This is a genomic window from Paraburkholderia sp. RL18-085-BIA-A, from assembly GCF_046027075.1.
In the GTDB taxonomy this organism is placed as follows: Bacteria; Pseudomonadota; Gammaproteobacteria; order Burkholderiales; family Burkholderiaceae; genus Paraburkholderia.
In genome coordinates, this window is the sequence record NZ_JARESU010000051.1 from 39748 (window position 1) to 61912 (window position 22165).

General features: G+C 63.9%; 22 protein-coding genes. 9 read left to right on the top strand and 13 right to left on the bottom strand.

Annotation, left to right across the window (positions count from 1 at the left end):
- The first annotated feature begins 2 nt into the window (after positions 1 to 2).
- Together lptG and P0D89_RS28325 are read left to right on the top strand one after the other, a co-directional pair.
- The gene (gene lptG, locus P0D89_RS28320; RefSeq protein WP_408354684.1) at positions 3 to 1151 is read left to right on the top strand and encodes an LPS export ABC transporter permease LptG; all 1149 of its coding nucleotides are present in this window, start codon (positions 3 to 5) and stop codon (positions 1149 to 1151) included.
- A gap of 11 nt (positions 1152 to 1162) precedes the next feature.
- Complete coding sequence (locus tag P0D89_RS28325) at positions 1163 to 1543, top strand: sirohydrochlorin chelatase (protein WP_408354687.1); 381 nt, start codon at positions 1163 to 1165, stop codon at positions 1541 to 1543.
- 54 nt (positions 1544 to 1597) lie between these two features.
- Here the strand turns inward: P0D89_RS28325 and P0D89_RS28330 are convergent, their stop codons facing one another.
- From P0D89_RS28330 to P0D89_RS28360, 7 genes are all read right to left on the bottom strand, one after another.
- Positions 1598 to 2773: a GGDEF domain-containing protein gene (locus tag P0D89_RS28330; protein ID WP_408354690.1), complete on the bottom strand. Its 1176-nt coding sequence runs from the start codon at positions 2771 to 2773 to the stop codon at positions 1598 to 1600.
- Between the two features lie 236 nt (positions 2774 to 3009).
- Complete coding sequence (gene cobA / locus P0D89_RS28335; protein WP_408354693.1) at positions 3010 to 3765, bottom strand: uroporphyrinogen-III C-methyltransferase; 756 nt, start codon at positions 3763 to 3765, stop codon at positions 3010 to 3012.
- A gap of 87 nt (positions 3766 to 3852) precedes the next feature.
- Positions 3853 to 5169: a sulfate adenylyltransferase subunit 1 gene (locus tag P0D89_RS28340; protein ID WP_408354696.1), complete on the bottom strand. Its 1317-nt coding sequence runs from the start codon at positions 5167 to 5169 to the stop codon at positions 3853 to 3855.
- Between the two features lie 117 nt (positions 5170 to 5286).
- A complete protein-coding gene (gene cysD, locus P0D89_RS28345; RefSeq protein WP_408354699.1) occupies positions 5287 to 6249 on the bottom strand; it encodes a sulfate adenylyltransferase subunit CysD in 963 nt (320 codons plus the stop codon).
- A 123-nt stretch (positions 6250 to 6372) separates the two neighbouring features.
- Positions 6373 to 7119, bottom strand: coding sequence for a phosphoadenylyl-sulfate reductase (locus P0D89_RS28350; protein ID WP_408354702.1), 747 nt, complete (start codon positions 7117 to 7119; stop codon positions 6373 to 6375).
- A complete protein-coding gene (locus P0D89_RS28355) occupies positions 7116 to 7655 on the bottom strand; it encodes a DUF934 domain-containing protein (protein WP_408354705.1) in 540 nt (179 codons plus the stop codon). The genes P0D89_RS28350 and P0D89_RS28355 overlap by 4 nt, the downstream gene beginning before the upstream one ends.
- Positions 7656 to 7677: 22 nt before the next feature.
- Positions 7678 to 9357 (bottom strand): nitrite/sulfite reductase, encoded by a 1680-nt coding sequence (locus P0D89_RS28360; RefSeq protein WP_408354708.1) that lies wholly within the window; start codon positions 9355 to 9357, stop codon positions 7678 to 7680.
- A gap of 220 nt (positions 9358 to 9577) precedes the next feature.
- On the opposite strand from P0D89_RS28360, the gene P0D89_RS28365 reads away from it, so the two are divergent.
- The 3 genes from P0D89_RS28365 to P0D89_RS28375 all read left to right on the top strand — a co-directional run bounded on the left by P0D89_RS28365 (position 9578) and on the right by P0D89_RS28375 (position 12075).
- Entirely contained in the window at positions 9578 to 10519 is a 942-nt protein-coding gene (locus P0D89_RS28365; protein WP_408354711.1) for a CysB family HTH-type transcriptional regulator, read from the top strand.
- 35 nt (positions 10520 to 10554) lie between these two features.
- Positions 10555 to 11715: an ABC transporter substrate-binding protein gene (locus P0D89_RS28370; protein WP_408354714.1), complete on the top strand. Its 1161-nt coding sequence runs from the start codon at positions 10555 to 10557 to the stop codon at positions 11713 to 11715.
- Positions 11716 to 11814: 99 nt separating this feature from the next.
- A complete protein-coding gene (locus P0D89_RS28375) occupies positions 11815 to 12075 on the top strand; it encodes a hypothetical protein (RefSeq protein WP_149671581.1) in 261 nt (86 codons plus the stop codon).
- 24 nt (positions 12076 to 12099) lie between these two features.
- On the opposite strand, the gene P0D89_RS28380 is transcribed toward P0D89_RS28375, so the two are convergent.
- From P0D89_RS28380 to P0D89_RS28405, 6 genes are all read right to left on the bottom strand, one after another.
- Complete coding sequence (locus P0D89_RS28380; protein ID WP_408354717.1) at positions 12100 to 13251, bottom strand: Gfo/Idh/MocA family protein; 1152 nt, start codon at positions 13249 to 13251, stop codon at positions 12100 to 12102.
- A gap of 124 nt (positions 13252 to 13375) precedes the next feature.
- Complete coding sequence (locus tag P0D89_RS28385; protein WP_408354720.1) at positions 13376 to 14425, bottom strand: sugar phosphate isomerase/epimerase family protein; 1050 nt, start codon at positions 14423 to 14425, stop codon at positions 13376 to 13378.
- 76 nt (positions 14426 to 14501) lie between these two features.
- The gene (locus P0D89_RS28390; RefSeq protein WP_408354723.1) at positions 14502 to 15464 is read right to left on the bottom strand and encodes a substrate-binding domain-containing protein; all 963 of its coding nucleotides are present in this window, start codon (positions 15462 to 15464) and stop codon (positions 14502 to 14504) included.
- Between the two features lie 199 nt (positions 15465 to 15663).
- A complete protein-coding gene (locus P0D89_RS28395) occupies positions 15664 to 16677 on the bottom strand; it encodes an ABC transporter permease (protein ID WP_408354726.1) in 1014 nt (337 codons plus the stop codon).
- Positions 16658 to 18145, bottom strand: a complete 1488-nt coding sequence (locus tag P0D89_RS28400; protein WP_408354729.1) for a sugar ABC transporter ATP-binding protein — start codon at positions 18143 to 18145, stop codon at positions 16658 to 16660. The genes P0D89_RS28395 and P0D89_RS28400 overlap by 20 nt, the downstream gene beginning before the upstream one ends.
- Positions 18146 to 18148: 3 nt before the next feature.
- Positions 18149 to 19225: a LacI family DNA-binding transcriptional regulator gene (locus P0D89_RS28405; RefSeq protein ID WP_408354732.1), complete on the bottom strand. Its 1077-nt coding sequence runs from the start codon at positions 19223 to 19225 to the stop codon at positions 18149 to 18151.
- Between the two features lie 384 nt (positions 19226 to 19609).
- Here P0D89_RS28405 and P0D89_RS28410 point away from each other — a divergent pair, with 384 nt between their 5' ends.
- The 4 genes from P0D89_RS28410 (at position 19610) to P0D89_RS28425 (ending at position 21931) form a co-directional block, all read left to right on the top strand.
- On the top strand, positions 19610 to 20263 hold the full coding sequence (locus P0D89_RS28410; RefSeq protein ID WP_408354735.1) for a protein-L-isoaspartate O-methyltransferase family protein: 654 nt from the start codon (positions 19610 to 19612) through the stop codon (positions 20261 to 20263).
- A gap of 58 nt (positions 20264 to 20321) precedes the next feature.
- Positions 20322 to 20645 carry a rhodanese-like domain-containing protein gene (locus P0D89_RS28415; RefSeq protein WP_121316736.1) on the top strand — a complete coding sequence of 108 codons (324 nt, stop codon included), beginning with the start codon at positions 20322 to 20324 and terminating at the stop codon, positions 20643 to 20645.
- A 151-nt stretch (positions 20646 to 20796) separates the two neighbouring features.
- Positions 20797 to 21240, top strand: a complete 444-nt coding sequence (locus P0D89_RS28420) for a TolC family protein (protein WP_408355070.1) — start codon at positions 20797 to 20799, stop codon at positions 21238 to 21240.
- 226 nt (positions 21241 to 21466) lie between these two features.
- On the top strand, positions 21467 to 21931 hold the full coding sequence (locus P0D89_RS28425; protein ID WP_408354738.1) for a DUF2844 domain-containing protein: 465 nt from the start codon (positions 21467 to 21469) through the stop codon (positions 21929 to 21931).
- Positions 21932 to 22165: the final 234 nt, after the last annotated feature.

Consider the following 22165-nt stretch of genomic DNA (forward strand, 5'->3'; position numbering starts at 1 on the left):
CGATGCGCATCTATGAAAGGTATTTCGCGCGTCAGATCTATCTAACGTTCATCTTCATTCTGTTTGCGTTTTCGGGTCTGTTCTTCTTCTTCGACCTGATCAACGAACTGAATTCGGTCGGCCACGGCAACTACAAGTTCCAGTACGCGGTGCTGCGCGTCGCGTTGCAGACGCCGTCGCGCTTCTACGAAATCATTCCGGTCGCCGCGTTGATCAGCGCGATCTATGTGTTCGCGCAGATGGCGGCGAACTCCGAGTACACGATCTTCCGCGTCTCGGGCCTCGCCACCAATCAGGCGTTGCGCTCGCTGATGAAGATCGGCATTCCGCTCGTGTTCCTCACGTATCTGATCGGCGAAGTGGTGGGTCCGTACACGGATCAGCTATCGGAGCGCGTGCGGCTCGAGGCGCTGGGCTCGTCGGTGTCGAGCAACTTTCAGTCAGGCGTGTGGGTGAAAGACACGCTGACCGCGCGCGCGGACGGCCAGCAGGTGACGCGTTTCGTGAACGTCGGCGAGTTGAGGCCCGACGCGACGATCGCCAACGTGCGGATTTACGAATTCGATTCGAAGTTCCGTCTGTCGAACGTGCGCATCGCGCAAAGCGGCCGGTTTCAGCCGCCGGGCCATTGGCAACTGACGGGCGTGACCGATACGCAACTGATCGACGTCGCCCCTCCTTCCGGCACGCCGGCCGATGCACTGAATCCGGTGTATCGCGCGAAGCAGGTGTCGTTGCCGGAGTATTCGCTGCGCTCGGAACTGACGCCGCAGATTCTGTCGGTGCTGCTGGTGTCGCCGGACCGGATGTCGATGTTCAACCTGTTCCGCTACATCCAGCATTTGACCGAGAATCACCAGGACACGCAGCGCTATGAAATCGCGCTGTGGCGCAAGCTGCTGTATCCGTTCGCGGTGTTCGTGATGCTGGTGTTGTCGCTGCCGTTCGCGTATCTGCATACGCGGGCTGGCGTGGTCGGCGTGAAGGTGTTCGGCGGCATCATGCTTGGGATGAGTTTCCAGCTGTTCAACACGCTGTTCTCGCATATCGGCACGTTGAATACGTGGCCCGCGCCGTTGACCGCGGCGACGCCGGGGTTGGTGTACCTGGTGCTCGGGCTGGTCGGGCTGAAGTGGGTTGACCGCCATTAGGAGCGCATGTCATGGCGACGCACGGGCTGGTTCTGTTTGGGCATGGCGCGAGGGATGTGCGCTGGCGCGAGCCTTTCGAGCGGCTCGCGCAGAAGCTTAAAGCGGTGCGTGCGACGGGCGATGCGGCCGGGCCGGTGACGCTGGCGTTTCTCGAGTTGATGGAACCGGATCTGCCCACCGCCGTGGGTGGGCTTGTTACCCAAGGCTGCGATGTGATTACCGTCGTGCCGGTGTTCTTTGGGCAAGGCGGCCATGTCAGGAAGGATTTGCCTGAGGCGATCGAGCGGTGTCGCGCGCTGCACGCGGGCGTCGAGATCAGGTGCGCGGTGGCGGTCGGAGAGGACGAAGCGGTTCTCGATGCGGTCGCGCAGTATTGCTTGCGGCAGGTTTGATTCCTGTCGTCTTTGCTTAGGCTGTGGCTCTGGCAGACGTGGTCTGCCACGTTATCACCAGACGGCCGCGGAGCGAGTGGCGGTCTGCGCCCATTCAAGCCGGTTACCACCAAGCGATTTCGCGCGATATAACGCCTGGTCGGCGGCTGCCAGCAGGTCGGCCAGAGCAGGCGTTTCGCTTTCGGACTGGGCAAGGCCAACGCTAACCGTGGCCTGTACCGCGACGCCGTCAACCCTGTGAGCGATGGTCCGGGCGAAACGCGTGACAACGGCTTCGCCCACCACTTTGGCGCGCGGACCATCATGATCGGGCAACAAAGCCACGAACTCTTCTCCCCCAATGCGGGCGAGAATCGCCTCCGGCCCCACCACGCTCCGCACAACTTCCGCAAACGACTTCAGAACCTCGTCCCCGGCCTTGTGACCGTAGCGATCATTGATCGTTTTGAATTGATCGAGGTCGAACGCGAGCAGTGAAAGTGGCCGGCGCGCTCCCGCATCGCGGATGACCTGCGCGCCCTCTTCAAAGAACCACCTGCGATTGCCGAGATGGGTCAGATAATCCGTTTGGGATTCCCGCAAAAGCTGGCCGTGAGTTTCCTCGCGGATTAGCCGCAGCAACGTCATCGGCAGAATGACCGAATACAGGACGCCCTCGTACATCGTGACCTTGCCGGCGATCGACAGCATGTCCGGCCCATACATGCTCACCAACCAAGGCAGGATGAATGCCCGGAACGCATAAAAAAGCGCATGGATGGCCGTCACCCACACGACGATGTGCCGGGATTGCACCCATTTCATCCCGTCGCTGCGCAGCAGCTCGCGAGACGTCATGCCGGAAGCCACTGCGATGGGTATCGCGCTGACATAGTTCCACACGGTATCCTGCCAGCGCGCGCCCACCACCCACGTCAGCGCCAGCAGGACCAGCAGACCTGTCGAAACCGCGCGGTATTGCCGGCCGCTCAAGGATGCGACGCCGTGCAGGACCAGAAGATATCCGCCGACGATGATGAGATTACTAATGGCAGCGCCTGACGCACCGGGCAGCACGCTACGCAATGTCGCTGCCGCACAGCCGATCGCAAGCGTCGTGTATCCCGCTGCCAGTATTCTCAACTCCCTGCTGCGCTTGGGATGAGCGCGATGCTCCCAGAACGTCATTCCGGCGCTGGCAAGAAGAGTTCCGATAGAGAGGAAGTAAAGGGTGAGAAGGTCGACGTGCATTGCTGGCGTAAGGGCTCTACGCCGATAGATATATAACGGCGGCAGCCGGATTCTACGCTGAAAAATATGACAGCACGACCGTGAATGGACTTCGGCGGTCGATGCATTCAGTGGATGACCGTTCGATCCGGCGCGATCCCAATTGCGATCATTCAGGGACGCAGGAACACGTACGGAATAGGAAACCGGCGCGGCAGAATCACAACCTCAACCGCCGCGCAGGCAACAACAAAAACTCAGGCAGCCACCAACATCCCATCCGCCGAACGAACCACCTTGAGTTGCCGGGCAGCGAACGCCTCACCGATCATCAGCAAGCTAGGCTGCGAAGCATCGACCCAGCGCAGCGCGTCGCCCGCGGCAAGCTCCTCGAGCGTGAGCGTGAGCATGCGCTCGCGTTCCGTGCTGCAAGCCTCGACAATCGCCACCGGTGTGGAAACGGGCTTGCCGGCGTCGATCAACTGTTGCGCAATCTCAACGCCACTATCGCGGCCCATATAAAACACCAGTGAATCCGCGTTCACCTGCTCGCGAATCTCCTCAGACCCGGGCGCACGGCTGAACGTAGCTAGCGCGACGCTGCGCGACACGCCCCGTAGCGTCAACGAACGCTTCAGCGAAGCCGCGCTCGCTAGCGCCGCGGTAATCCCGGGCACCACCTCATACTCGATGCCCGCCGCTTCCAGCGCCCGCATTTCTTCATCGGCGCGGCCGAACAGCATCGGGTCGCCGCCCTTCAGACGCACCACCACATCGTGTTCCAGAGCGGCATCCACGATCTGCTTGTTGATGAACTGCTGCGCGGTCGACAGTTGGCCGCAGCGCTTGCCCACCGCAATGCGCCGCGCGCGTGCCGGCGCATAGTCGAGCATGGCGGGCTCGACCAGCGCGTCGTGCAGCACGACGGCGGCGGCGGCGAGGAGCCGCGCGCCACGCACCGTAATCAGATCCGCGGCACCTGGCCCTGCGCCGATCAAATAAACCTTACCCATTTGCATCAACCCGTTTGGTTAGGGCGCCAGCATAGCGCAGCAATGACGCGGCGCGCCGTAATACCTCGCCGCGCGCCTATCGCCCGCTTACGCCGAAAACGCCCGGATCATCCCGGCCGCGACGGTGTGGTGCGTCGCTTCGTCGATCAGCACGAATGCGCCCGTGCCCTGATGCGAGTCGTACACGTCGCACACCAGCGGCTTTTGCAACGTCAACGCGACGCGGCCGATGTCGTTCATCGCGAGTTCCTTGCGATCGGTCGCCTGTGACAGCGTATGCACGTCGAGCACTTCCTTGATCGCACCGATCCGCGCGAATACCGTGGTGGTGGTCTGCTTCAGCAGATACTTGCGCTGCGTCGACAGCGGCGTGTCGTCGAACCAGCACAGGTCCGCTTCGAGCTTCTTCGCCGGCTCCGGCGCCGCTTCACGCAGCACGAAGGTGTCGCCGCGCGACACGTCGACGTCTTCCGCGAGACGGATCGTCACGGTCTGACCTGCAAACGCGCGGTCCACCGCTGCCGTGCCGCCCACCACCGGCGCGATGATCTCGGCAACCGTCGCTTCGCGATTGGCCGGCAGCACGACGATCGTGTCGCCGAGCTTCACTTCCCCGGCTTCGACGCGGCCCATGTAGCCGCGGAAATCGTCGGCCTGGCTGCCGTCCTGGCGCGCCACCCATTGCACCGGGAAACGCAGCGCCTGACCGGTCGGAATCTCGACCGGCAGCGCTTCGAGCAGGTCCAGCAGCGGCTCGCCCGCATACCACGGCATGCTCTCGCTCGCCGTCACGATGTTGTCGCCCTTGAGCGCCGACACCGGCACGAAACGCACGTCGGTCAGACCCAGCTGACGCGCGAGTTCGACATACGCCTCGCGAATCTCGTCGAAACGCGCTTCGCTGTATTTGACCAGATCCATCTTGTTGATCGCGACGATCACGTGCTGCAAGCCGAGCAGCTTGACGATCGCGCTATGACGCTTGGTTTGCGGCAGCAGTTGCGCGACGCCGTCGACGAAGCTCACGCGCGTTGCGTCGACCAGGATGATCGCCGCGTGCGCGGTCGACGCGCCCGTCACCATGTTGCGGGTGTACTGCTCGTGGCCCGGCGTGTCGGCAATGATGAACTTGCGCTTGGCCGTGGCGAAATAGCGGTACGCGACGTCGATCGTGATGCCCTGCTCGCGTTCGGCTTCGAGGCCGTCGGTCAGGAGCGACAGATCGATTTCGTCGCCGACGGTGCGCTTGTTCTTCGCGCGCGACAACGCCGAGAGCTGGTCGCTCAACACAGCCTTGCTGTCGTACAGCAGGCGGCCGATCAACGTGCTCTTGCCGTCGTCGACGCTGCCCGCGGTGATGAAACGCAGCACGCCGAGGTCTTCTGGTTGATGAATACCACTCATGAATGTCTTACCCCTGTGTCGACCAGAGTTAGCGCTTCAGCGCTTACTCTGGTCCCATGCAACTTGTTGCGGTCTACAGGAGTTAGTGCAAAGCACTGACTCCGGTCCCATGCTTGCTTAGAAATAACCTTGCTTCTTACGCTGTTCCATCGCGGCTTCGGAAACCTGATCGTCCATCCGCGTCGCGCCGCGTTCCGTGATTTCGGTCACGGCCGTTTCGGCGATGATCTTCTCGACATCGTCCGCATCGCTTTCCACCGGGCACGTGCAGCTTATGTCGCCGACGGTGCGAAAACGCACCAGCGCGCTTTCGCTGACTTCGCCTTCACGCATCGGCGTGATCGGCGTGACCGGCACCAGCAGACCGTTGCGGCGCACGATCTCGCGTTGATGCGCGTAATAGATCGACGGCAGTTCGAGTTCTTCGCGGGCGATGTACTGCCACACGTCGAGTTCGGTCCAGTTCGAGATCGGGAACACGCGCAGGTGTTCGCCGTTATGCAGACGCGCGTTGTACAGGCTCCACAGTTCCGGGCGTTGCGCCTTCGGGTCCCATTGGCCGAACTCGTCGCGAAACGAGAAGATGCGCTCTTTCGCACGGGCCTTCTCTTCGTCGCGGCGCGCGCCGCCGATCAGCGCGGTATAGCCGTATTGTTCGATGGTTTCGAGCAGCGTCACGGCCTGCGCGGCGTTGCGCGAATCAGTTTCGCGGCGCAGACGCACGGTGCCCCGCTTGATCGAATCTTCGACATGACCCACCACCAGTTCCGCGCCAATTTCTTGCGCGCGGCGATCGCGGAAGTCGATCACTTCGCCGTAGTTGTGGCCGGTGTCGATATGCACGAGCGGGAACGGCAGCACGGTCTTGCGATTCGCGCCGATGCCGAAGGCCTTCAGCGCGAGGTGCAGCACCACCACCGAATCCTTGCCGCCCGAGAACAGCAGCGCGGGCTTGCTGCATTCGGCGACCAGTTCGCGCAGGATGTGAATCGACTCGGCTTCGAGCCAATCGAGGTGATCCATCCGGTTCGCCGTGTTGGCAAGCGGGGCGTTGACAGTGGAATCGAGCGTGGTGCTCATATCTGGGTCCTTCGTTGATTCGCCCGGCGAGCGGTTGCTCGCCTTGGCGAAAGTATTCAAATCAGTAAGTGCGCGGTATGTGCGGCGTTCGGACTGCAAGCCAAGGCTTCCGTGTACGAGACCTCAGGCCGAAGCGTTTTCGCTGCGCTCGACCGCAATCGGGGTAATCGTCGTGATGTGCAGTCCGCATTCCTTCGTGTCGCGCGACTCCCACCACCAGCGCCCCGCGCGGCTGTCTTCGCCGGGACGGATCGCGCGCGTGCACGGCTCGCAGCCGATGCTCGGATACCCGCGCGCATGCAACGGATTGACCGGCACGTCGAACGCTTTCAGGTAATCCCACACCTCGGCCTCGGTCCAGTCCGTCAGCGGATTAAACTTGGCGATGTTGCGCGCGGCGTCGTGCTCTTCCTCGTGCAGTTCGGCACGCGTCACCGACTGCTCGCGGCGCTGGCCCGTCACCCATGCACCGACATCCGACAGCGCGCGGTTCAACGGCTCGACCTTGCGGATTTCGCAGCAGCGCTTGCGCAGATCGACGCTTTCGTAGAACGCGTTCAGACCATGCGAGCCGACGTATTCCTCGACCGCCGCAGCCTGCGGATGGAACTGTTCGATCTCGTAGCCATAGCGCTCTTTCACGCGATCGAGCATGCCGAGCGTTTCCGCGTGCAAGCGGCCCGTGTTCAGCGAGAAGATGCCGATCTTCACGCCGCGCGACAGGATGGCATGCGTAAGCAGCATGTCTTCCGCGGCGAGGCTGCTGGCGAGCTTCACGTTCGCGTGACGCGCGGCGATCGAGTCGAGCAGCGCGTCCAGGCGCTCGACCTTCGCTGCGAGTTCCGGCGTGAGCGTGTGCACGTCGCTCATACCGACGCCTTTTGCAGTTCACCCGCCTCGCGGCGACGGAACAGCGGCGACGAATTCACCGCGCCCTGATAGTTGAAGCTGAATTCGTCAAACGCCTTCAGCGCATCGTTGAAGTCCTTGTCCGCGCGCAGCGCATACGCGTCGAAGCCGCAGCGGAACATGAACGTGATCTGATCGCGCAGCACGTCGCCGATCGCGCGCAGTTCGCCCTTGTAGCCATAACGCTCGCGCAGCAGGCGGCCGATGCTGTAGCCACGGCCGTCGCGGAACACCGGAAAATCCACGGCGATCAGCGCAATCTTGTCGAAGTCGGCGACGATATCAGCCGGTTCGCTGTCCGGCGCGAGCCACACGCCGATCTCAGCGGCACTGCGCGATGCAGCGAGCGCTTCACGCTCAGCCTGCCACAACGCGAGCGGCACCAACACCTTGCCGGCCGGCAACTCGTTCACCGCGGGCAGCGCGCCGTCTTCCGCCGGACGCACAACGGTCCAGTCATCGTTGACGATTGCGCGGTTCTTGATGATAGAAGCCATCTGTTCAGTATCCTTTTCGCGGTTACGCGTGAGCCGGTTGACGCGAGGCGTACACGCGTTCCTTGAACGGAGTGATGCCGATGCGGTTGTACGTTTCGATGAAGCGCTCGCCTTCCTGGCGGTTCTCCACGAAGGTGTCGATCACCTTGCTCATCACGTCCGGCATTTCTTCCGCCGAGAACGACGGGCCGATCACGCGGCCGAGGTGCGCGCCGGTGGCGCCCGTGCCCTGCTCGCCGCCGAGCGTCACCTGGTACCATTCCGAGCCGTCCTTGTCGACGCCGAGAATGCCGATGTTGCCGACGTGGTGGTGACCGCACGCGTTGATGCAGCCCGAGATGTTCAGCGACACGTCGCCGAGGTCGTACACGTAGTCGAGATCGTTGAAGCGTTCCTGGATCGCGAGCGCGATCGGAATCGACTTCGCATTCGCGAGCGAGCAGAAGTCGCCGCCCGGGCACGCGATGATGTCGGTCAGCAAACCGATGTTCGGCGTCGCGAAACCTTGCGCCTTGGCCTTTTCCCACAGCGCGAACAAGTCGCGCTTCATGACGTTGGCAAGGATCAGGTTCTGTTCGTGCGATACGCGGATTTCACCGAACGAGTACTCGTCGGCCCAATCGGCGACTGCTTCCATCTGCGTGTCGGTGGCGTCGCCGGGGGCGATGGTGGTCGGCTTCAGCGACAACGTCACCGATGCGTAGCCCGACACCTTGTGCGGCCGCACGTTACGCTCGACCCAGCGCGCGAACGCGCGGCTTTCCAGCAGATGCTTTTCGTACGATGCGTCGGTGTCCGGCAGCTTCTCGTAGGTCGGCGGCTGGAAGCACTGGACCACGCGGTCCACTTCCGCCTGCGTGAGCGTCGACGGGCCGTCCTTCAGGTGCTGCCACTCTTCTTCGACCTGCGCCGAGAACTTCTCCGGGCTCAACGCCTTCACGAGAATCTTGATGCGCGCCTTGTACATGTTGTCGCGGCGGCCGTAGCGGTTGTACACGCGCAGCACGGCTTCGCAGTACGTCAGCAGGTGCTGCCACGGCAGATCGCGGCGGATGATCGCGCCGATAATCGGCGTACGGCCCATGCCGCCGCCGGCCAGGATGTCGGCCACCAGCTCGCCCTGCTCACTCCTCCTCAGATACACGCCCATGTCGTGAATCTGCACGGCCGCGCGGTCTTCCTTCGAACCCGACACGGCGATCTTGAACTTGCGCGGCAGCCACGCGAATTCCGGATGGAACGTCGACCATTGGCGCAGGATTTCCGCCCACGGACGCGGATCGACCACTTCGTCCGGCGCGACGCCGGCGAACTGGTCGGCGGTGATGTTGCGGATGCAGTTGCCCGAGGTCTGGATGCCGTGCATCTGCACCGCGGCGAGCTTGCGCAGGATTTCCGGCGTCTCCTCGAGCTTGATCCAGTTGTACTGGATGTTCGAGCGCGTCGAGAAATGGCCGTAGCCGCGGTCGTGCTCCCGCGCGATCTGCGCGAGCACGCGCATCTGGTCGCTGCGCAGGTTGCCGTACGGAATCGCAATGCGGTGCATGTACGCGTGGCGCTGGTAGTACAGGCCATTCTGCAGGCGCAGCGGACGAAACTCCTCTTCGCTCAATTCGCCCGACAAGCGGCGGCGAACCTGATCGGCGTATTGCGCGACTCGTTCATCGACGATGGTCTGGTCGTACTGATCGTATTGGTACATTCGGGGACCCCAATTTTTTTGGCTGATACACGGCGGTCCGGTTCCGCCGCGCCTTGAACATCTCTCTTAGTCAGCAACCGCAAAGGAGCGTTTAGACCCATCTCTCATTTGCTTATGACAAATACAGATATCCATATTGAAAAAGATGCACAGATCGTAATAAACTCGCCTTATATTTCAAACGACTAAAAAATTCTTTTTATATGCGGAGAGGTTATATATGAACCTGCATCAATTCCGCTTCGTCCGCGAGGCTGTGCGGCAAAACTTCAACCTCACCGAGGCTGCCAAGGCGCTGTTTACCAGCCAGCCGGGCGTTTCCAAGGCGATCATCGAGCTCGAAGACGAGCTGGGCGTCGAAATCTTCACGCGCCACGGCAAGCGTGTGCGTTCGCTGACCGAACCGGGACGCATCATTTTGCAGTCGGTCGAGAAGATACTGCAGGAAGTCGAGAGCCTCAAGCGCGTCGGTAAAGATTTCGCGGCGCAGGATCAGGGCAATCTGGTGATCGCCGCGACCCACACCCAGGCGCGCTACTCGCTGCCGGCCGCGATTGCCGAGTTCAAGAAACGCTTCCCCAAGGTGCACCTTTCGATCCTGCAAGGCAGCCCGACCCAAGTCGCCGAAATGGTATTGCACGACCAGGCCGATCTCGCGATCGCCACCGAAGCAATCGCCAACTATAAGGAACTGGTGTCGCTGCCCTGCTTCCAGTGGCACCACATCGCGGTGATGCAACCGGACCATCCGCTGCTCGAGCGCAAACTTTTGTCGCTGGATGATCTGACCCAGTATCCGCTGATTACGTATGACAATGCGTTCGCGGGCCGCACCAAGATCAATGAGGCGTTCCGCCTGCGCGCGCTGCATCCGGACATCGTGCTGGAAGCAATCGACGCCGACGTGATCAAGACCTATGTGGAGCTGGGGCTCGGGGTGGGCATCATGGCGGATATCGCGTTCAACGCCGAGCGCGACCGCCATTTGCGCGCGATGCCGGTCGGCCACCTGTTCGGCAGCAACGTGACGCGCGTCGCGCTGAAACAGGGCGCCTATCTGCGCAGCTATGTGTATACGCTCGTCGAACTGCTGTCGCCGAGCATGAACCGCAAGCTGATCGAACAGGCGCTCAAGGGCGAACACGAAACCTACGAACTTTGACATCACCACGCTTCCTGCTACGGAGACCCTCCTCGATGAAGTCGCATAAAAACAAACTTCGCGGCGTCGCCGCTCTCGGCGCGCTGTTGCTCGCCACCGCTGCCCATGCCGACCTGAAGGTCGGCATCGATCTGTCGAGCACCGGCCCGGCGGCCGTGATTGGCATCACCAGCAAGAACGCGATGCTGATGTGGCCCGCGACGATCGCCGGCCAGAAAGCCGACTACATCTTCCTCGACGACGCGTCCGACCCCGGCGCGGCCGTGCGCAACATCCGCAAGCTGATCAACGAGGACCACGTCGACGTGATCGTCGGCCCGAACATCACGCCGGCCGCGATGGCCGCGCTCGACGCCGTCGCCGAAAGCCAGACGCCGATGATCACGCTGATCGGCTCGGCCAGCGTGGTGGAGCCGCAGGAAGGCAAGAAGGTGTGGGCCTACAAGATGGCGCAAACCGACAGCGCGATGGCCGATGTGATGACGCGCTACATGTCGAACCACAACGTGAAGACGGTGGGCTTCATCGGTTTCGCGGACGGCTACGGCGAGAGCTGGCTCAACGAGTTCAGCAAGTTCGCGGCGCTGCGCCATATCCAGCTGGTCGCGACTGAGCGCTATAACCGCACGGATGCGAGCGTGACCGGTCAGATCCTGAAGCTGATGGCCGCCAGGCCCGACGCGATCCTGATCGCCGGCGCCGGCACGCCGACCGTGCTGCCGCAGCGCACGCTGATCGAACGCGGCTACAAAGGGCCGATCTATCAGACCCACGGCATCGCCACGCCGGAGTTCATCAAGCTGGGCGGCAAGGACGTGGAAGGCACGCTGTTCCCGACCCAGCCGGTCGTGGTCGCGCGCACGCTGCCGGCCGATCATCCGGCGAAGAAGGCGGCGCTCGCGTTCACCAACGAGTATGAGGCGAAGTACGGCGCGGGCAGCGTGACGCAGTTCGCGGGCGATGCGGCGGGCGTGTATCCGCGTTTGCAGGACGCAGTGGCGCGCGCATTGAAGACTGCGCAGCCGGGCACGCTGGCGTTCCGCGTCGCGTTACGCGACGAACTGGAGCACGCGCACGAACTGGTCGTGCCGAACGGCGTGGTCACCACGAGCCCGAAGGACCACGTCGGTCTGGACCAGCGCGCGAGCGTGATGGGCACGATCAGGAATGGCAAGTTCGTCTATCTGAGTCAATAAGCCGCCGAGGCCGAAGGCCGCCACGCCGCGCACCGGGCGCGACGTGGCGGCGGCGAAATTGTTAAAGTAGCAGTCTCTCCCGATCAGCAGTCCCACACCATGCGCACCACCCGAGCCATCCACGCTGTCGAACGGCTGAAAACGCGCAGCGGCAACCCGCAGTTCGCCGCAATCAGCCTGTCCGGCGGCCTGTTCTATCTGGTCGACAAATCGAGCGGCACCGACAAGAAAGTCTCCGATCCATTGACGCTCGACGACTTCGTCAAGTTCGTCGATGCGTTCGGTCCGCAAAAACCCCGCAAGGCGAGCAAGCTCGATATCGCGTTCGAAGAGCAGATCAAGAAGAGCAAGGGCGGGTGACGCGGGCTTGAACGTTGTATTGCTTCAAGCCCCGTCAACCTCACGCCACTGCCCGTCCGCCGCGCTGCTCGCGAGCACCGCATCAATGAAGCGCAGGCCGGCCACACCGTCGTCCACTGTCGTAAGCAGAAGACTTTCCGCCGGCAACGCGTGACCTTCGTTCAATGCTTCGATCTGCAACGCCGCGTCCTTGTACAACTGCGCGAACGCTTCCAGATACCCTTCGGGATGCCCTGGCGGCACACGCGTCGCGTGCGCGGCGAGCGCGCTTTTCACCCGCCCTCGCGTCAGCCGCTCGGTCAACCCGCCCAACGGCGTGAACCACAATTCGTTCGGCTGCTCCTGATCGAAAGCGAGGCTCGCCTTCGTTCCATAGACCCGCAGCCGCAGCGCATTCTCCGCGCCGCTCGCCACCTGGCTCGCCCATAACATGCCGCGCGCGCCGTTCGCATAGCGCAGCATCGCCTGCACGTGATCGTCGATACGCCGTCCGGGTACGAAGGTATGCAGCTCCGCCGACAGCGCCCGAGGCGTCATCCCTGTGACGAAGGCCGCAAGCTGATACGCGTGCGTGCCGATATCGCCGAGACAGCCCGCCGGGCCCGCCAGCGCAGGGTCCGTGCGCCAGCCGGCCTGCTTGTTCGCGCCACCTGTCTCGACCGGTTCGGCCAGCCAGTCCTGCGCGTATTCGACCTGCACCACGCGGATCTCGCCCAGCTCGCCGCGCTCGACCAGCTCGCGCGCATGACGCACCAGCGGGTAGCCGGAATACGTATGCGTGAGGGCAAACAGCTTGCCCTTCTCGCGAGCGAGCTTCGCGAGCGCTTCGCCTTCGGCTAGCGAAATCGCCAGCGGTTTGTCGCACACCACGTGGATGCCCGCTTCGAGAAACGCCGTCGCCACCGGCGCATGCAGATGATTCGGCGTGACGATCGCGACCGCGTCGATGCCGTCGTCGCGGGCGGCTTCGGCGCGCGCCATCTCGCGCCAGTCCGCGTAGCTGCGCGCGATGCCGGCCTCGGCGGCGCTCGCCTGCGCACGCTGCGGGTCGGACGACAACGCGCCCGCCACCACTTCGAAACGATCATCGAGCCGCGCGGCGATCCGGTGCACCGCGCCAATGAACGCGCCCTGGCCGCCGCCGACCATGCCCAACCTGAGCCTTCTTTGTCGCATCGCCTTCACTCCTTTTGCGTTTGACCGCCGCGCAGCTCGCGTGGGCAGGCCGCGCTGCCAGGTCGCGTGCTACTTCGCATCGCTGCTGCCTCTCTGCCGTGCAATCCGCGCCGCAAAACTGTCGTCAGAGACCTAGCACGCGCTTCAACTGCGCATCGTCGACACCGCTGCCCGCGAAATCATCGAACGCATGTTCGGCGACGCGAATGATGTGCCGCCGAATGAACTCCGCGCCTTCGCGCGCGCCGTCGTGTGGATGCTTGAGCGCACACTCCCATTCGAGCACGGCCCAGCCCGGAAAATCGAACTGCGCCATCTTCGAGAAGATCGCGCCGAAGTCGATCTGTCCGTCGCCGAGCGATCTGAAGCGTCCCGCGCGTTCGACCCAGCCGCTATACCCGCCATACACGCCTTGCTTGCCGCTCGGCCGAAACTCCGCGTCCTTCACATGAAACGCCTTGATGCGCTCGTGATAGATGTCGATGAACGCAAGATAGTCGAGCTGCTGCAACACGAAATGGCTCGGGTCGTACAGGATGTTCGCGCGCGCATGCTGCTTCACCGCATCCAGAAAGCGCTCGAAGGTCACGCCGTCGTGCAGGTCTTCGCCCGGATGCAATTCGTAGCACACGTCCACGCCGGCCTCGTCGAACGCATCGAGAATCGGCGTCCAGCGGCGCGCGAGTTCGTCGAACGCCGTTTCGACGAGTCCCGCCGGACGTTGCGGCCACGGGTACAGATACGGCCACGCCAGCGCGCCGGAAAACGACACGTGCGTGCTCAAGCCCAAACGTCGCGACGCCTTGGCCGCGAACTTCATCTGCTCGACCGCCCACTGCGTGCGCGCGGCGGGGTCGCCTCGCACCTGCGGCGCGGCGAAGCCGTCGAACAGCGTGTCATACGCGGGATGCACGGCGACCAGCTGGCCTTGCAGATGCGTCGACAGTTCGGTGATCGTCACGCCCGCGTGGTCCGCGGTCTCGCGCAATTCGTCGCAATAGGTTTGACTGTCCGCCGCCTGTTCCAGATCGATCAGGCGCGCGTCGCACGGCACCTGAATCCCCTTGAAGCCGAGACTCGCGGCCCAATGCGCCAGATGCGCCAGATTGTCGAACGGCACCTCGTCGCCCATGAACTGCGCGAGAAAGATGGCCGGCCCTTTGATGGTTTTCATCGTACGGTTCCTCGAACGATCGCGCGCGGGCCACGTCCATGCAGCGAGGACGCCGCCCGCGCGCTCCACACGCCGCTCAGAACGGCGAGTCCGGAAAATAGAACTGCTGCGCGTTTTCCTTCGTGATCAGCACCGACGGAATGATCGTGGTCGGCGGCAGCTTCTCGCCCTTCAGACGCGCCTCGGCGGTCAGCTTGATCGCGTCGTAGATGAATTTCGGCGAGTACGACACGTCGGCCTTGATCATCGGCGCGCCGTCCATTACGTTTTTCACCATGCCCTTCGAGCCGGCGCCGCCGAACACGATCTTGATGTCGTTGCGCTTGGCCTGGTCGATCGCCTTGATCACGCCGACCGCCATGTCGTCGTCGGCGGCCCACACGGCGTCGATGTGCTTGAAGCGCGTCAGGTAGTCCTGCATCACCTTGAACGCGTCGTCGCGATTCCAGTTCGCGTACTTCGCGTCAAGAATCTTGATGCCGGGATAATTCTTCAGCACGCCGGTGAAGGCGGCCCAGCGTTCGTTGTCGAGCGTGGTCGGAATGCCGCGCAGCGCGACGATGTCGCCCTTGCCGTCGAGCGCCTTGGCCAGATACTCGGCGGGAATCTTGCCGAACGCGGTGTTGTCGCCCGCCACGTACGCATCCTGCGCGCTCGTGTCGGTCAGGCCGCGGTCGACCACCGTCACGTACACGCCCTTCTTCTTCACCTGCGCGACCGGCTGCGTGAGCGAAGCCGATTCGAACGGGAAGATCACCAGCGCGTTGATCTTGTTGACCGTCACCAGGTCCTGCAACTGGTTCGCCTGTTCGGGCGCGCCGGCGGCGGTCTTGACGATCACCTTCAGGTCGGGATGCGCTTTCTCCAGATCGGCTTTCGCCTTGTTCGCCCACCAGACGATGCCGCCCGTGAAGCCGTGATCGGCTGTCGGAATCGCGACGCCCAGCGTGACCTTGTCGTCGGCACGCGCGAGCCCTGCCGTGCCCAGTATCCCCAACGCCAGCATGCCGGCGCCGACCGCTCGAATGACCTGCTTCATAGTTGTGTCTCCAATCCCATGCACTTGTATGTCGATCGGAGTTGGCGCTTTAGCGCTTACTTCGATCCCATGCAAGATGGTTGCTAAAGTGAGGCGTTCGGGCGCCCCGATTGTTGGTCCTGCCGGTGTTGCCTGGTGCTGCTCGTTGTTGCCTGGTCTTGCCTGATGCTGCTGGTTGCTGCAACTTGAAGCGCTGAACCTATCGCCGTCCGCGCTGCACGAACGCGACGAAGATGATCACCACGCCCTGCACCGCCGCGTTCAGATACACGCTGATGATGCTGGTCAGATTCAGAATGTTGGCGATCACCGACAGCAGGATCGCGCCGATCACCGTGCCGACCACGCGCCCTTCGCCGCCCTTGAGCGCGGTGCCGCCGACCACCACCGACGCGATCGCCTCCAGCTCCCACAACAGGCCGGTGGTCGGCGTGGCCGAGCCGAGCCGCGGCACGTACAGCACGGTGGCGACGCCGACGCAGATGCCGAGCAGCACATACGTTACGATCTTCACCGTGTCGACGCGAATCGCCGCATAGCGCGCGACCTGTTCGTTCGAACCGATCGCCTGCACGTGCCGCCCGAAGGTGGTGCGATTGAGGATCAGCGCGCCGCCCGCCGCCACCACGAGGAACACCCAGATCGGCACCGGCACGCCGAACAGGCTCGCGTAGTACACGGGTCCATAAAGATCGGATAACGAATTATCTAGCGTTAGCGCGCCGCCGTCGGCGAGCCACGTGAGCACCGCGCGGAAGATCCCCAGCGTGCCCAGCGTGACGATGAACGGCTCGATGCGTCCTTTGGTGATCAGCAAGCCATGCGCGCAGCCGAACAGGCCGCCGAGCAGGAGCGCCGCGACGATGCCGATCGTCACGATCACGAGCGGCGCGAACGCATGGCCGGCCGCGCCCGCCGCGAGCCCGTTCATCAGCCAGATCATGCTGCCCGCGATCAGCGCCGCCATCGAGCCGACCGACAGATCGATGCCGCCCGAAATGATCACGAAGGTCATGCCGACCGCGATGATGCCGATGAACGATGTACGCGTGAGCACGTTCATCAGGTTGTCGAGCGTCGCGAAATCGCGGTTCAGCAGCGTGCCGACGATGCACAGCAGGATCAGCCCGACGAGCGGCCCGAGCGCATACAGTCGATGCGCGAAGCGCAGCGCGCGGCCGGATCGTACGGCTTCAGTGGGTGCCGGTCGCATGAGCGATCAACTCCTCTTCGGTCAGATGCTCGAGCGTCAGCGTGGCTTGCAGGCGGCCCGCGCGCATCACGGCGACGCGGTGGCACAAGCCGATCAGCTCGATCAGTTCGGATGAAATGACGATCACCGCGCGGCCTTGCGCGGCGAGCCGGTGAATCAGGAAATAGATGTCGCGTTTCGCGCCGACATCGACGCCGCGCGTCGGCTCGTCGAGCACGATCACGTTCGGATCGGGCTGCAGGAACTTGGCGAGCGCGAGCTTCTGCTGATTGCCGCCGGAGAGCATGCGCGCGCGGCTCGACAGGTCGCCGGTGCGGATGCCGAATTCGCCGACCGCCCTGGTCAACGCCGCGCGCCCCGCCTTCATGTCGAGCAGCGGATGCGCGTAGCGTTCGAGCGTCATCAGCGTGACGTTGTCCTGCAGGCTCAGGTCCACGTGCAGGCCCTTACCTTTGCGGTCCTCGCTGAGATACGTGAGGCCGTGGCGCATCGCGTCGCGCGGGCTCTTCAGATCGGCGCGCCGGCCCGCGATCTCGATGCGCCCCGCGGTGCGCTTGCGCAGGCCGATGATCGCTTCGAACGCCTCGGTGCGGCCCGCGCCGACCAGCCCCGCGAAGCCGAGCACTTCGCCGGCGCGCACGTCGAAGCTCAGGTCTTCCACCCAATCCGGCACCGCGAGCCCTGCCACTTTCAACGCAAGCGGCGCGTCAGCGGAAACGGTGAGCTTGTCGGGGAACATGTCGGACAGCTCGCGTCCAACCATCAGGTTCGCCATCTGCTGGCGCGCGAGCGACGCCGTCTCGCCGCGCGCGACGAAGCGGCCGTCGCGCATCACGATCACTTCGTCGGTGATGCGCTCCACTTCATCGAGCTTGTGCGAGATGTAGACGATCGTCACGCCGTCGGCCTTGAGCTTCGCCATCAGCGTAAAGAGCCGCTCGGTCTCCGACGGCGTGAGCGTGGCGGTCGGCTCATCCATGATCAGCAAGCGCGCGCGGCGCGACAGCGCCTTCGCGATCTCCACCATCTGCTTTTCCGCGACGATCAGCTCGCGCACCCGCGTGTCCGGCGCTTTCTCCAGTCCGACCTGCGCGAGATAACGCGCGGCCTCGGCGCGCATCGCGGTGTCGTCGACAAACCAGCCGCGCCGTTTCTCGTGGCCGAGGTACATGTTCTGCGCGATCGTCAGATGCTCGGCGAGGTTGAACTCCTGGTGGATCAGCACGATGCCCTGCGCTTCGGCGTCGCGCGAGCCGGCGAAGTGCTGCTCGCGGCCCTCGACCAGCAACGCGCCCGAAGTCGCGGTTTCATAGCCGGCGAGGATTTTCATCAGCGTCGATTTGCCCGCGCCGTTCTCACCGAGCAGACCGTAGATGCGCCCCGGCGTCAGCTCGAAACTCACGCCATGCAGCACGCGCACCGGGCCGAAGTCTTTGCGGATGTCGTCGAAGCGGATTGCGAGGCTCATGGTTCACGCGCTCCCTCGAATCACCAGCCGATGCGGCAGCAGTACGCCCGGCACGTCCGCCAACGGATTCGCGAGACGCTGCAACAGCAGACGCGCGGCGGTTTCGCCCAGCTCGCGCATCGGCTGCGCGATGGTGGTGAGTGGCGGGTCGATCTGCGCGGCGAGCGAGATGTCGTCGAAGCCGACTACCGCGACGTCGTCCGGCACGCGCTTGCCCACGCTGCGCAAGCCGTGGATCACGCCGATCGCCAACGTGTCGGACACCGCGAAGATCGCGCTGGGCGCGCCCGGCTGCTGCGTCAGCGTGACCGCCGCCGATGCGCCCGCTTCGTAGTCGAGGCTGTTCAGGTTCATCCGCCAGCGCGCATCGGGCGTGATGCCCGCTTCGGTCAGCGCGTCCAGATAGCCTTGCTGACGCAGCCGCGCGTACAGGTAGTCGACATCGGAGTTGATGAGCCCGATGCGCCGGTGGCCCCGCGCGAGCAGATGGCGCACTGCGTCGCCCGCGGCCCGGTAGTTGTCGATACCCACGTACGGCACGCCGACCGCCGGGTCGAACTCGCAGCACGCGACCCACGGCAGCGCGCCGGACGCGTCGCCGAGCGCCTGCTGGATGGTGGCCGGATCGAGGCAGATCGCGCCGTCCGCGCGGCGGCGGCGCAGCAGGTCGAAGTAGCTGCGCTCGCGGCCGGGGTCGGCGCCCGTGTCGCACAGCAGCATGAAGTAGCCATGCTGGCGCGCGACGCTGTCAATGCCGCGCACGATCTCCGCGTAAAACGGATTGCCGACGTCCGGCACCATGGTGAGCAGCAGCCGGCTTTCGGCTGTGCGCAGATTGCGCGCGAGTTCGTTGACGCGGTAGCCGCTCGCGTCGACCGCGGCAAGCACCTTGTCGCGCGTGGCGGGCCGCACGTTCTCGTGGCCGTTCAGCACCCGCGACACCGTCGCCACCGACACCCCCGCCTGCTGCGCGACCCCGGCGATCGACGAGCCTTCGGCGGCGCGCAGCGGCCGGTTTTCCGGTTGGGAACGCGCGTTGGACAATGCCGCCGCAGGCGCCTTGGACGTCGATCTGGACAAGTGACCTCGCGTCGAAAATGTAATCGATTACATTTTTGAGCGATCAACGCGCAAATCGCAAGTACGGATCGCTAGGGATTAACACGGGGTCGCGCCGCGACGCGACAGGCCATGCACAGCCGCACGCGCTCGCCGTCAGTCGGGGCCATCCTGCCCGCGACGGCACGGCTGGCCGCCGCCATTTGGTACAATCCCGCAGTTACCCTGGCGTGGCTTGCGTCCCGCATCGTTGGAGTCTCGTTCGCGAGGTTCGGGCGAGCTTCGGGAAGCTGCCGGCCGGAGGCAAAAAAGTCAGTGGCGGCGTTTGCCAACCGCATGCAAGCGCATCGTCAAACGCCTCGTCGAACTGCCACCCACTCGCCAAACCAAACCGCCGAATCCACCATGAACTTCGAGCAAGCGCGTTTCAACATGATCGAACAGCAGATCCGCCCCTGGGAAGTGCTCGACCAGGACGTGCTGAATCTGCTCTCGATCGTCAAGCGTGAAAATTTCGTCCCCGCCGTCTACCACGAGCTGGCCTTCGTCGACTTCGAGGTGCCGCTGCCAGCCGGCCAGCACATGCTGGCGCCGCGCGTCGAAGCGCGCGTGCTGCAGGAGCTGGCGGTGAAGAAACACGAAAGCGTGCTCGAAATCGGCGCGGGCTCGGGCTACATGGCGGCACTGCTCGCGCATCGCTCGCAGCACGTGCTGACGGTGGATATCGAACCGGAACTGGCCGAACTGGCCCGCAACAACCTGATCGCCAACGGCGTGCTGAACGCCGAAGTCGTCACCGGCGACGCATCGCGCGGCTGGGCTGGCGCGGCGCCCTACGACGTGATCTGCGTGTCGGGCGGCCTGCCGGTGCTGCCGCAGGAAATCCTCGAACACCTGAAGATCGGCGGCCGCCTCGCGGCGTTCGTCGGCACCGCGCCGGTCATGAAGGCGCAAATCATCACACGTATCGACGAGAAGCAGTTCCGCATCGCCGACGTGTTCGAAACGTATGTCGAGCCGCTGACCAACGCCGTGCAGCCTCCGCGCTTCAAGTTTTAAGCCATACGCCGATCCGGACGGCCCGCGTGCGGCCGTCCTCTGAACTGGATGTCCGCTGATGCAAAATCTGACCGCTCCGGCGCTCGCCGAATGGCTCGCCGACACTTCGCGCCCCGCGCCCGTGCTGCTCGACGTGCGCGAGCCGTGGGAATTGCAGACGGCGTCGATCGCCGGCGCCGTATCGATCCCGATGCGTGAGATTCCCGCGCGCAGCGAAGAACTCGACGACGACGCGCAGATCGTCTGCGTCTGCCATCACGGTGCGCGCAGCGCCCAGGTCGCGATGTTCCTCGAATCGCGCGGCCATACCAACGTGTTCAATCTGCAAGGCGGCATCGACGCATGGTCGCGTCAGGTCGATCCGTCCGTTCCCACCTACTGAGCGCCGCGTCGCGATGACGCGCCAGCGGGCGCCGCTCCTCGCGGGCGTGGTCGCGCTGACGTGCGCGCTCGCGTGTGCGTTTGCCGCGCTGCCCGCGCGGGCCCTCGGCCTGTCCTAGCTCTACGACGAAGCGCTGTCCAGCGACGCGCAACTGCAAAGCGCGCGCGCCGCGCTCGCCGTCAACCGAGAAGAGCTGCCGCTCGCGCGCGCCAAACTGCTGCCGCAAGTGTCGGCATCACTCACCGGCAGCCGTCAGAACACCGGCTTCGGCGGCGGCTTCCCGGCTTCGTACGGCAACAGCAACGCCTACGCGATCTCGCTCACGCAGCCGCTGATTCACGTCGATAGCTGGCACGGCTGTGCGCAAGAGCGATGCGCTCGCCGCGCACGACAGCCTCGCGATCGTACGATCGCAGAAAGCATCGAGCGCTCTGGTTGCGACCGCCGGCCATGCCGCCACTTTGCCGCGCGCACAACAATCGCAAGTGACAACCGCGTAACAATCAGACAACAACCGCGCGCATCAAAATTAACACCGCCCCCTTCATTACGCTGCTTCACGCATCGGCCTCGGAAACTTCGCATGTTTTCCTAATCATCGCGCGGGCACCACGCTCCAACTCCATACGGTGATCGGCACGGCATGGAGTGGCCAGCGGACCGCGCCGTTCGTCGCCGTTCTGACGACTGTCTCGACGGCTTGAGTGGGCGCGTTGTTCGCGCCGCCTTACGCCGTTTCCCATCTTCTATTCAGAATTTTCCTGCAATCCTAATAACAGCCCGCGGGCACCATGCTCCGACCTGTTTTCTGGAGCAATGAGATGAAACTTGTGAAGCTCGCGCTGGCGATCGCGGCCCTGGCGCCGTTCGCCTGTTATGCGACATTGGGCGCAGCGCCGGCTACCCGGACACACGCGGTGCCGGGATCGCGGTCGTTGCTCCAGTCGGCGGGCACGTCGAGTGATTCGGCTGCGGCTGCGTCGTACACGATGCGCGAGGCGACTGATGGCGACGGCGTGACAATCCGCGAATACGTACTGCCCACCAACGTGGTGTTCGCCGTCACGTGGCATGGCCCGGTGCGCCCGGACATGAGCGAGGTGCTCGGCAGCTACTTCCCGAACTTCGTGAGCCCCGGCGATGGCCGCCCGCGCGGCATCGGTCCGATGGTCCAGCACAACGGCGACTTCCATATCGAATCGGCTGGCCATACAGGGTATTTCTTCGGCAAGGCATATCTGCCACGCCTCGTTCCCGCCAATGTCCGCATGGAGAATCTGCAATGAAGCGGCGCGTGGACTCATTGAACACCAACGCTATGACGTCTCTCAACAAGAAGCTTTGCTGCGCGATTCTGAGCGCCGGCGTCGCGCTGTCCGCGTGCGGCGGTGGCGGCGGTGATGACGGCAGTACTAACGCGACGAATAATAGCGATAAGCCGGCGACGCCGACTCCAACACCGAGTCCGAGTCCGAGTCCGAGTCCGAGTCCGAGTCCGAGTCCGAGTCCGAGTCAAACTA

Bases quoted from the DNA above. Each gene is read 5' to 3' on its own strand.
- lptG (WP_408354684.1), top strand. From the start codon at position 3: ATGCGCATCTATGAAAGGTATTTCGCGCGTCAGATCTATCTAACGTTC.
- P0D89_RS28325 (WP_408354687.1), top strand. From the start codon at position 1,163: ATGGCGACGCACGGGCTGGTTCTGTTTGGGCATGGCGCGAGGGATGTG.
- P0D89_RS28330 (WP_408354690.1), bottom strand. From the start codon at position 2,773: ATGCACGTCGACCTTCTCACCCTTTACTTCCTCTCTATCGGAACTCTT.
- cobA (WP_408354693.1), bottom strand. From the start codon at position 3,765: ATGGGTAAGGTTTATTTGATCGGCGCAGGGCCAGGTGCCGCGGATCTG.
- P0D89_RS28340 (WP_408354696.1), bottom strand. From the start codon at position 5,169: ATGAGTGGTATTCATCAACCAGAAGACCTCGGCGTGCTGCGTTTCATC.
- cysD (WP_408354699.1), bottom strand. From the start codon at position 6,249: ATGAGCACCACGCTCGATTCCACTGTCAACGCCCCGCTTGCCAACACG.
- P0D89_RS28350 (WP_408354702.1), bottom strand. From the start codon at position 7,119: ATGAGCGACGTGCACACGCTCACGCCGGAACTCGCAGCGAAGGTCGAG.
- P0D89_RS28355 (WP_408354705.1), bottom strand. From the start codon at position 7,655: ATGGCTTCTATCATCAAGAACCGCGCAATCGTCAACGATGACTGGACC.
- P0D89_RS28360 (WP_408354708.1), bottom strand. From the start codon at position 9,357: ATGTACCAATACGATCAGTACGACCAGACCATCGTCGATGAACGAGTC.
- P0D89_RS28365 (WP_408354711.1), top strand. From the start codon at position 9,578: ATGAACCTGCATCAATTCCGCTTCGTCCGCGAGGCTGTGCGGCAAAAC.
- P0D89_RS28370 (WP_408354714.1), top strand. From the start codon at position 10,555: ATGAAGTCGCATAAAAACAAACTTCGCGGCGTCGCCGCTCTCGGCGCG.
- P0D89_RS28375 (WP_149671581.1), top strand. From the start codon at position 11,815: ATGCGCACCACCCGAGCCATCCACGCTGTCGAACGGCTGAAAACGCGC.
- P0D89_RS28380 (WP_408354717.1), bottom strand. From the start codon at position 13,251: ATGCGACAAAGAAGGCTCAGGTTGGGCATGGTCGGCGGCGGCCAGGGC.
- P0D89_RS28385 (WP_408354720.1), bottom strand. From the start codon at position 14,425: ATGAAAACCATCAAAGGGCCGGCCATCTTTCTCGCGCAGTTCATGGGC.
- P0D89_RS28390 (WP_408354723.1), bottom strand. From the start codon at position 15,464: ATGAAGCAGGTCATTCGAGCGGTCGGCGCCGGCATGCTGGCGTTGGGG.
- P0D89_RS28395 (WP_408354726.1), bottom strand. From the start codon at position 16,677: ATGCGACCGGCACCCACTGAAGCCGTACGATCCGGCCGCGCGCTGCGC.
- P0D89_RS28400 (WP_408354729.1), bottom strand. From the start codon at position 18,145: ATGAGCCTCGCAATCCGCTTCGACGACATCCGCAAAGACTTCGGCCCG.
- P0D89_RS28410 (WP_408354735.1), top strand. From the start codon at position 19,610: ATGAACTTCGAGCAAGCGCGTTTCAACATGATCGAACAGCAGATCCGC.
- P0D89_RS28415 (WP_121316736.1), top strand. From the start codon at position 20,322: ATGCAAAATCTGACCGCTCCGGCGCTCGCCGAATGGCTCGCCGACACT.
- P0D89_RS28425 (WP_408354738.1), top strand. From the start codon at position 21,467: ATGAAACTTGTGAAGCTCGCGCTGGCGATCGCGGCCCTGGCGCCGTTC.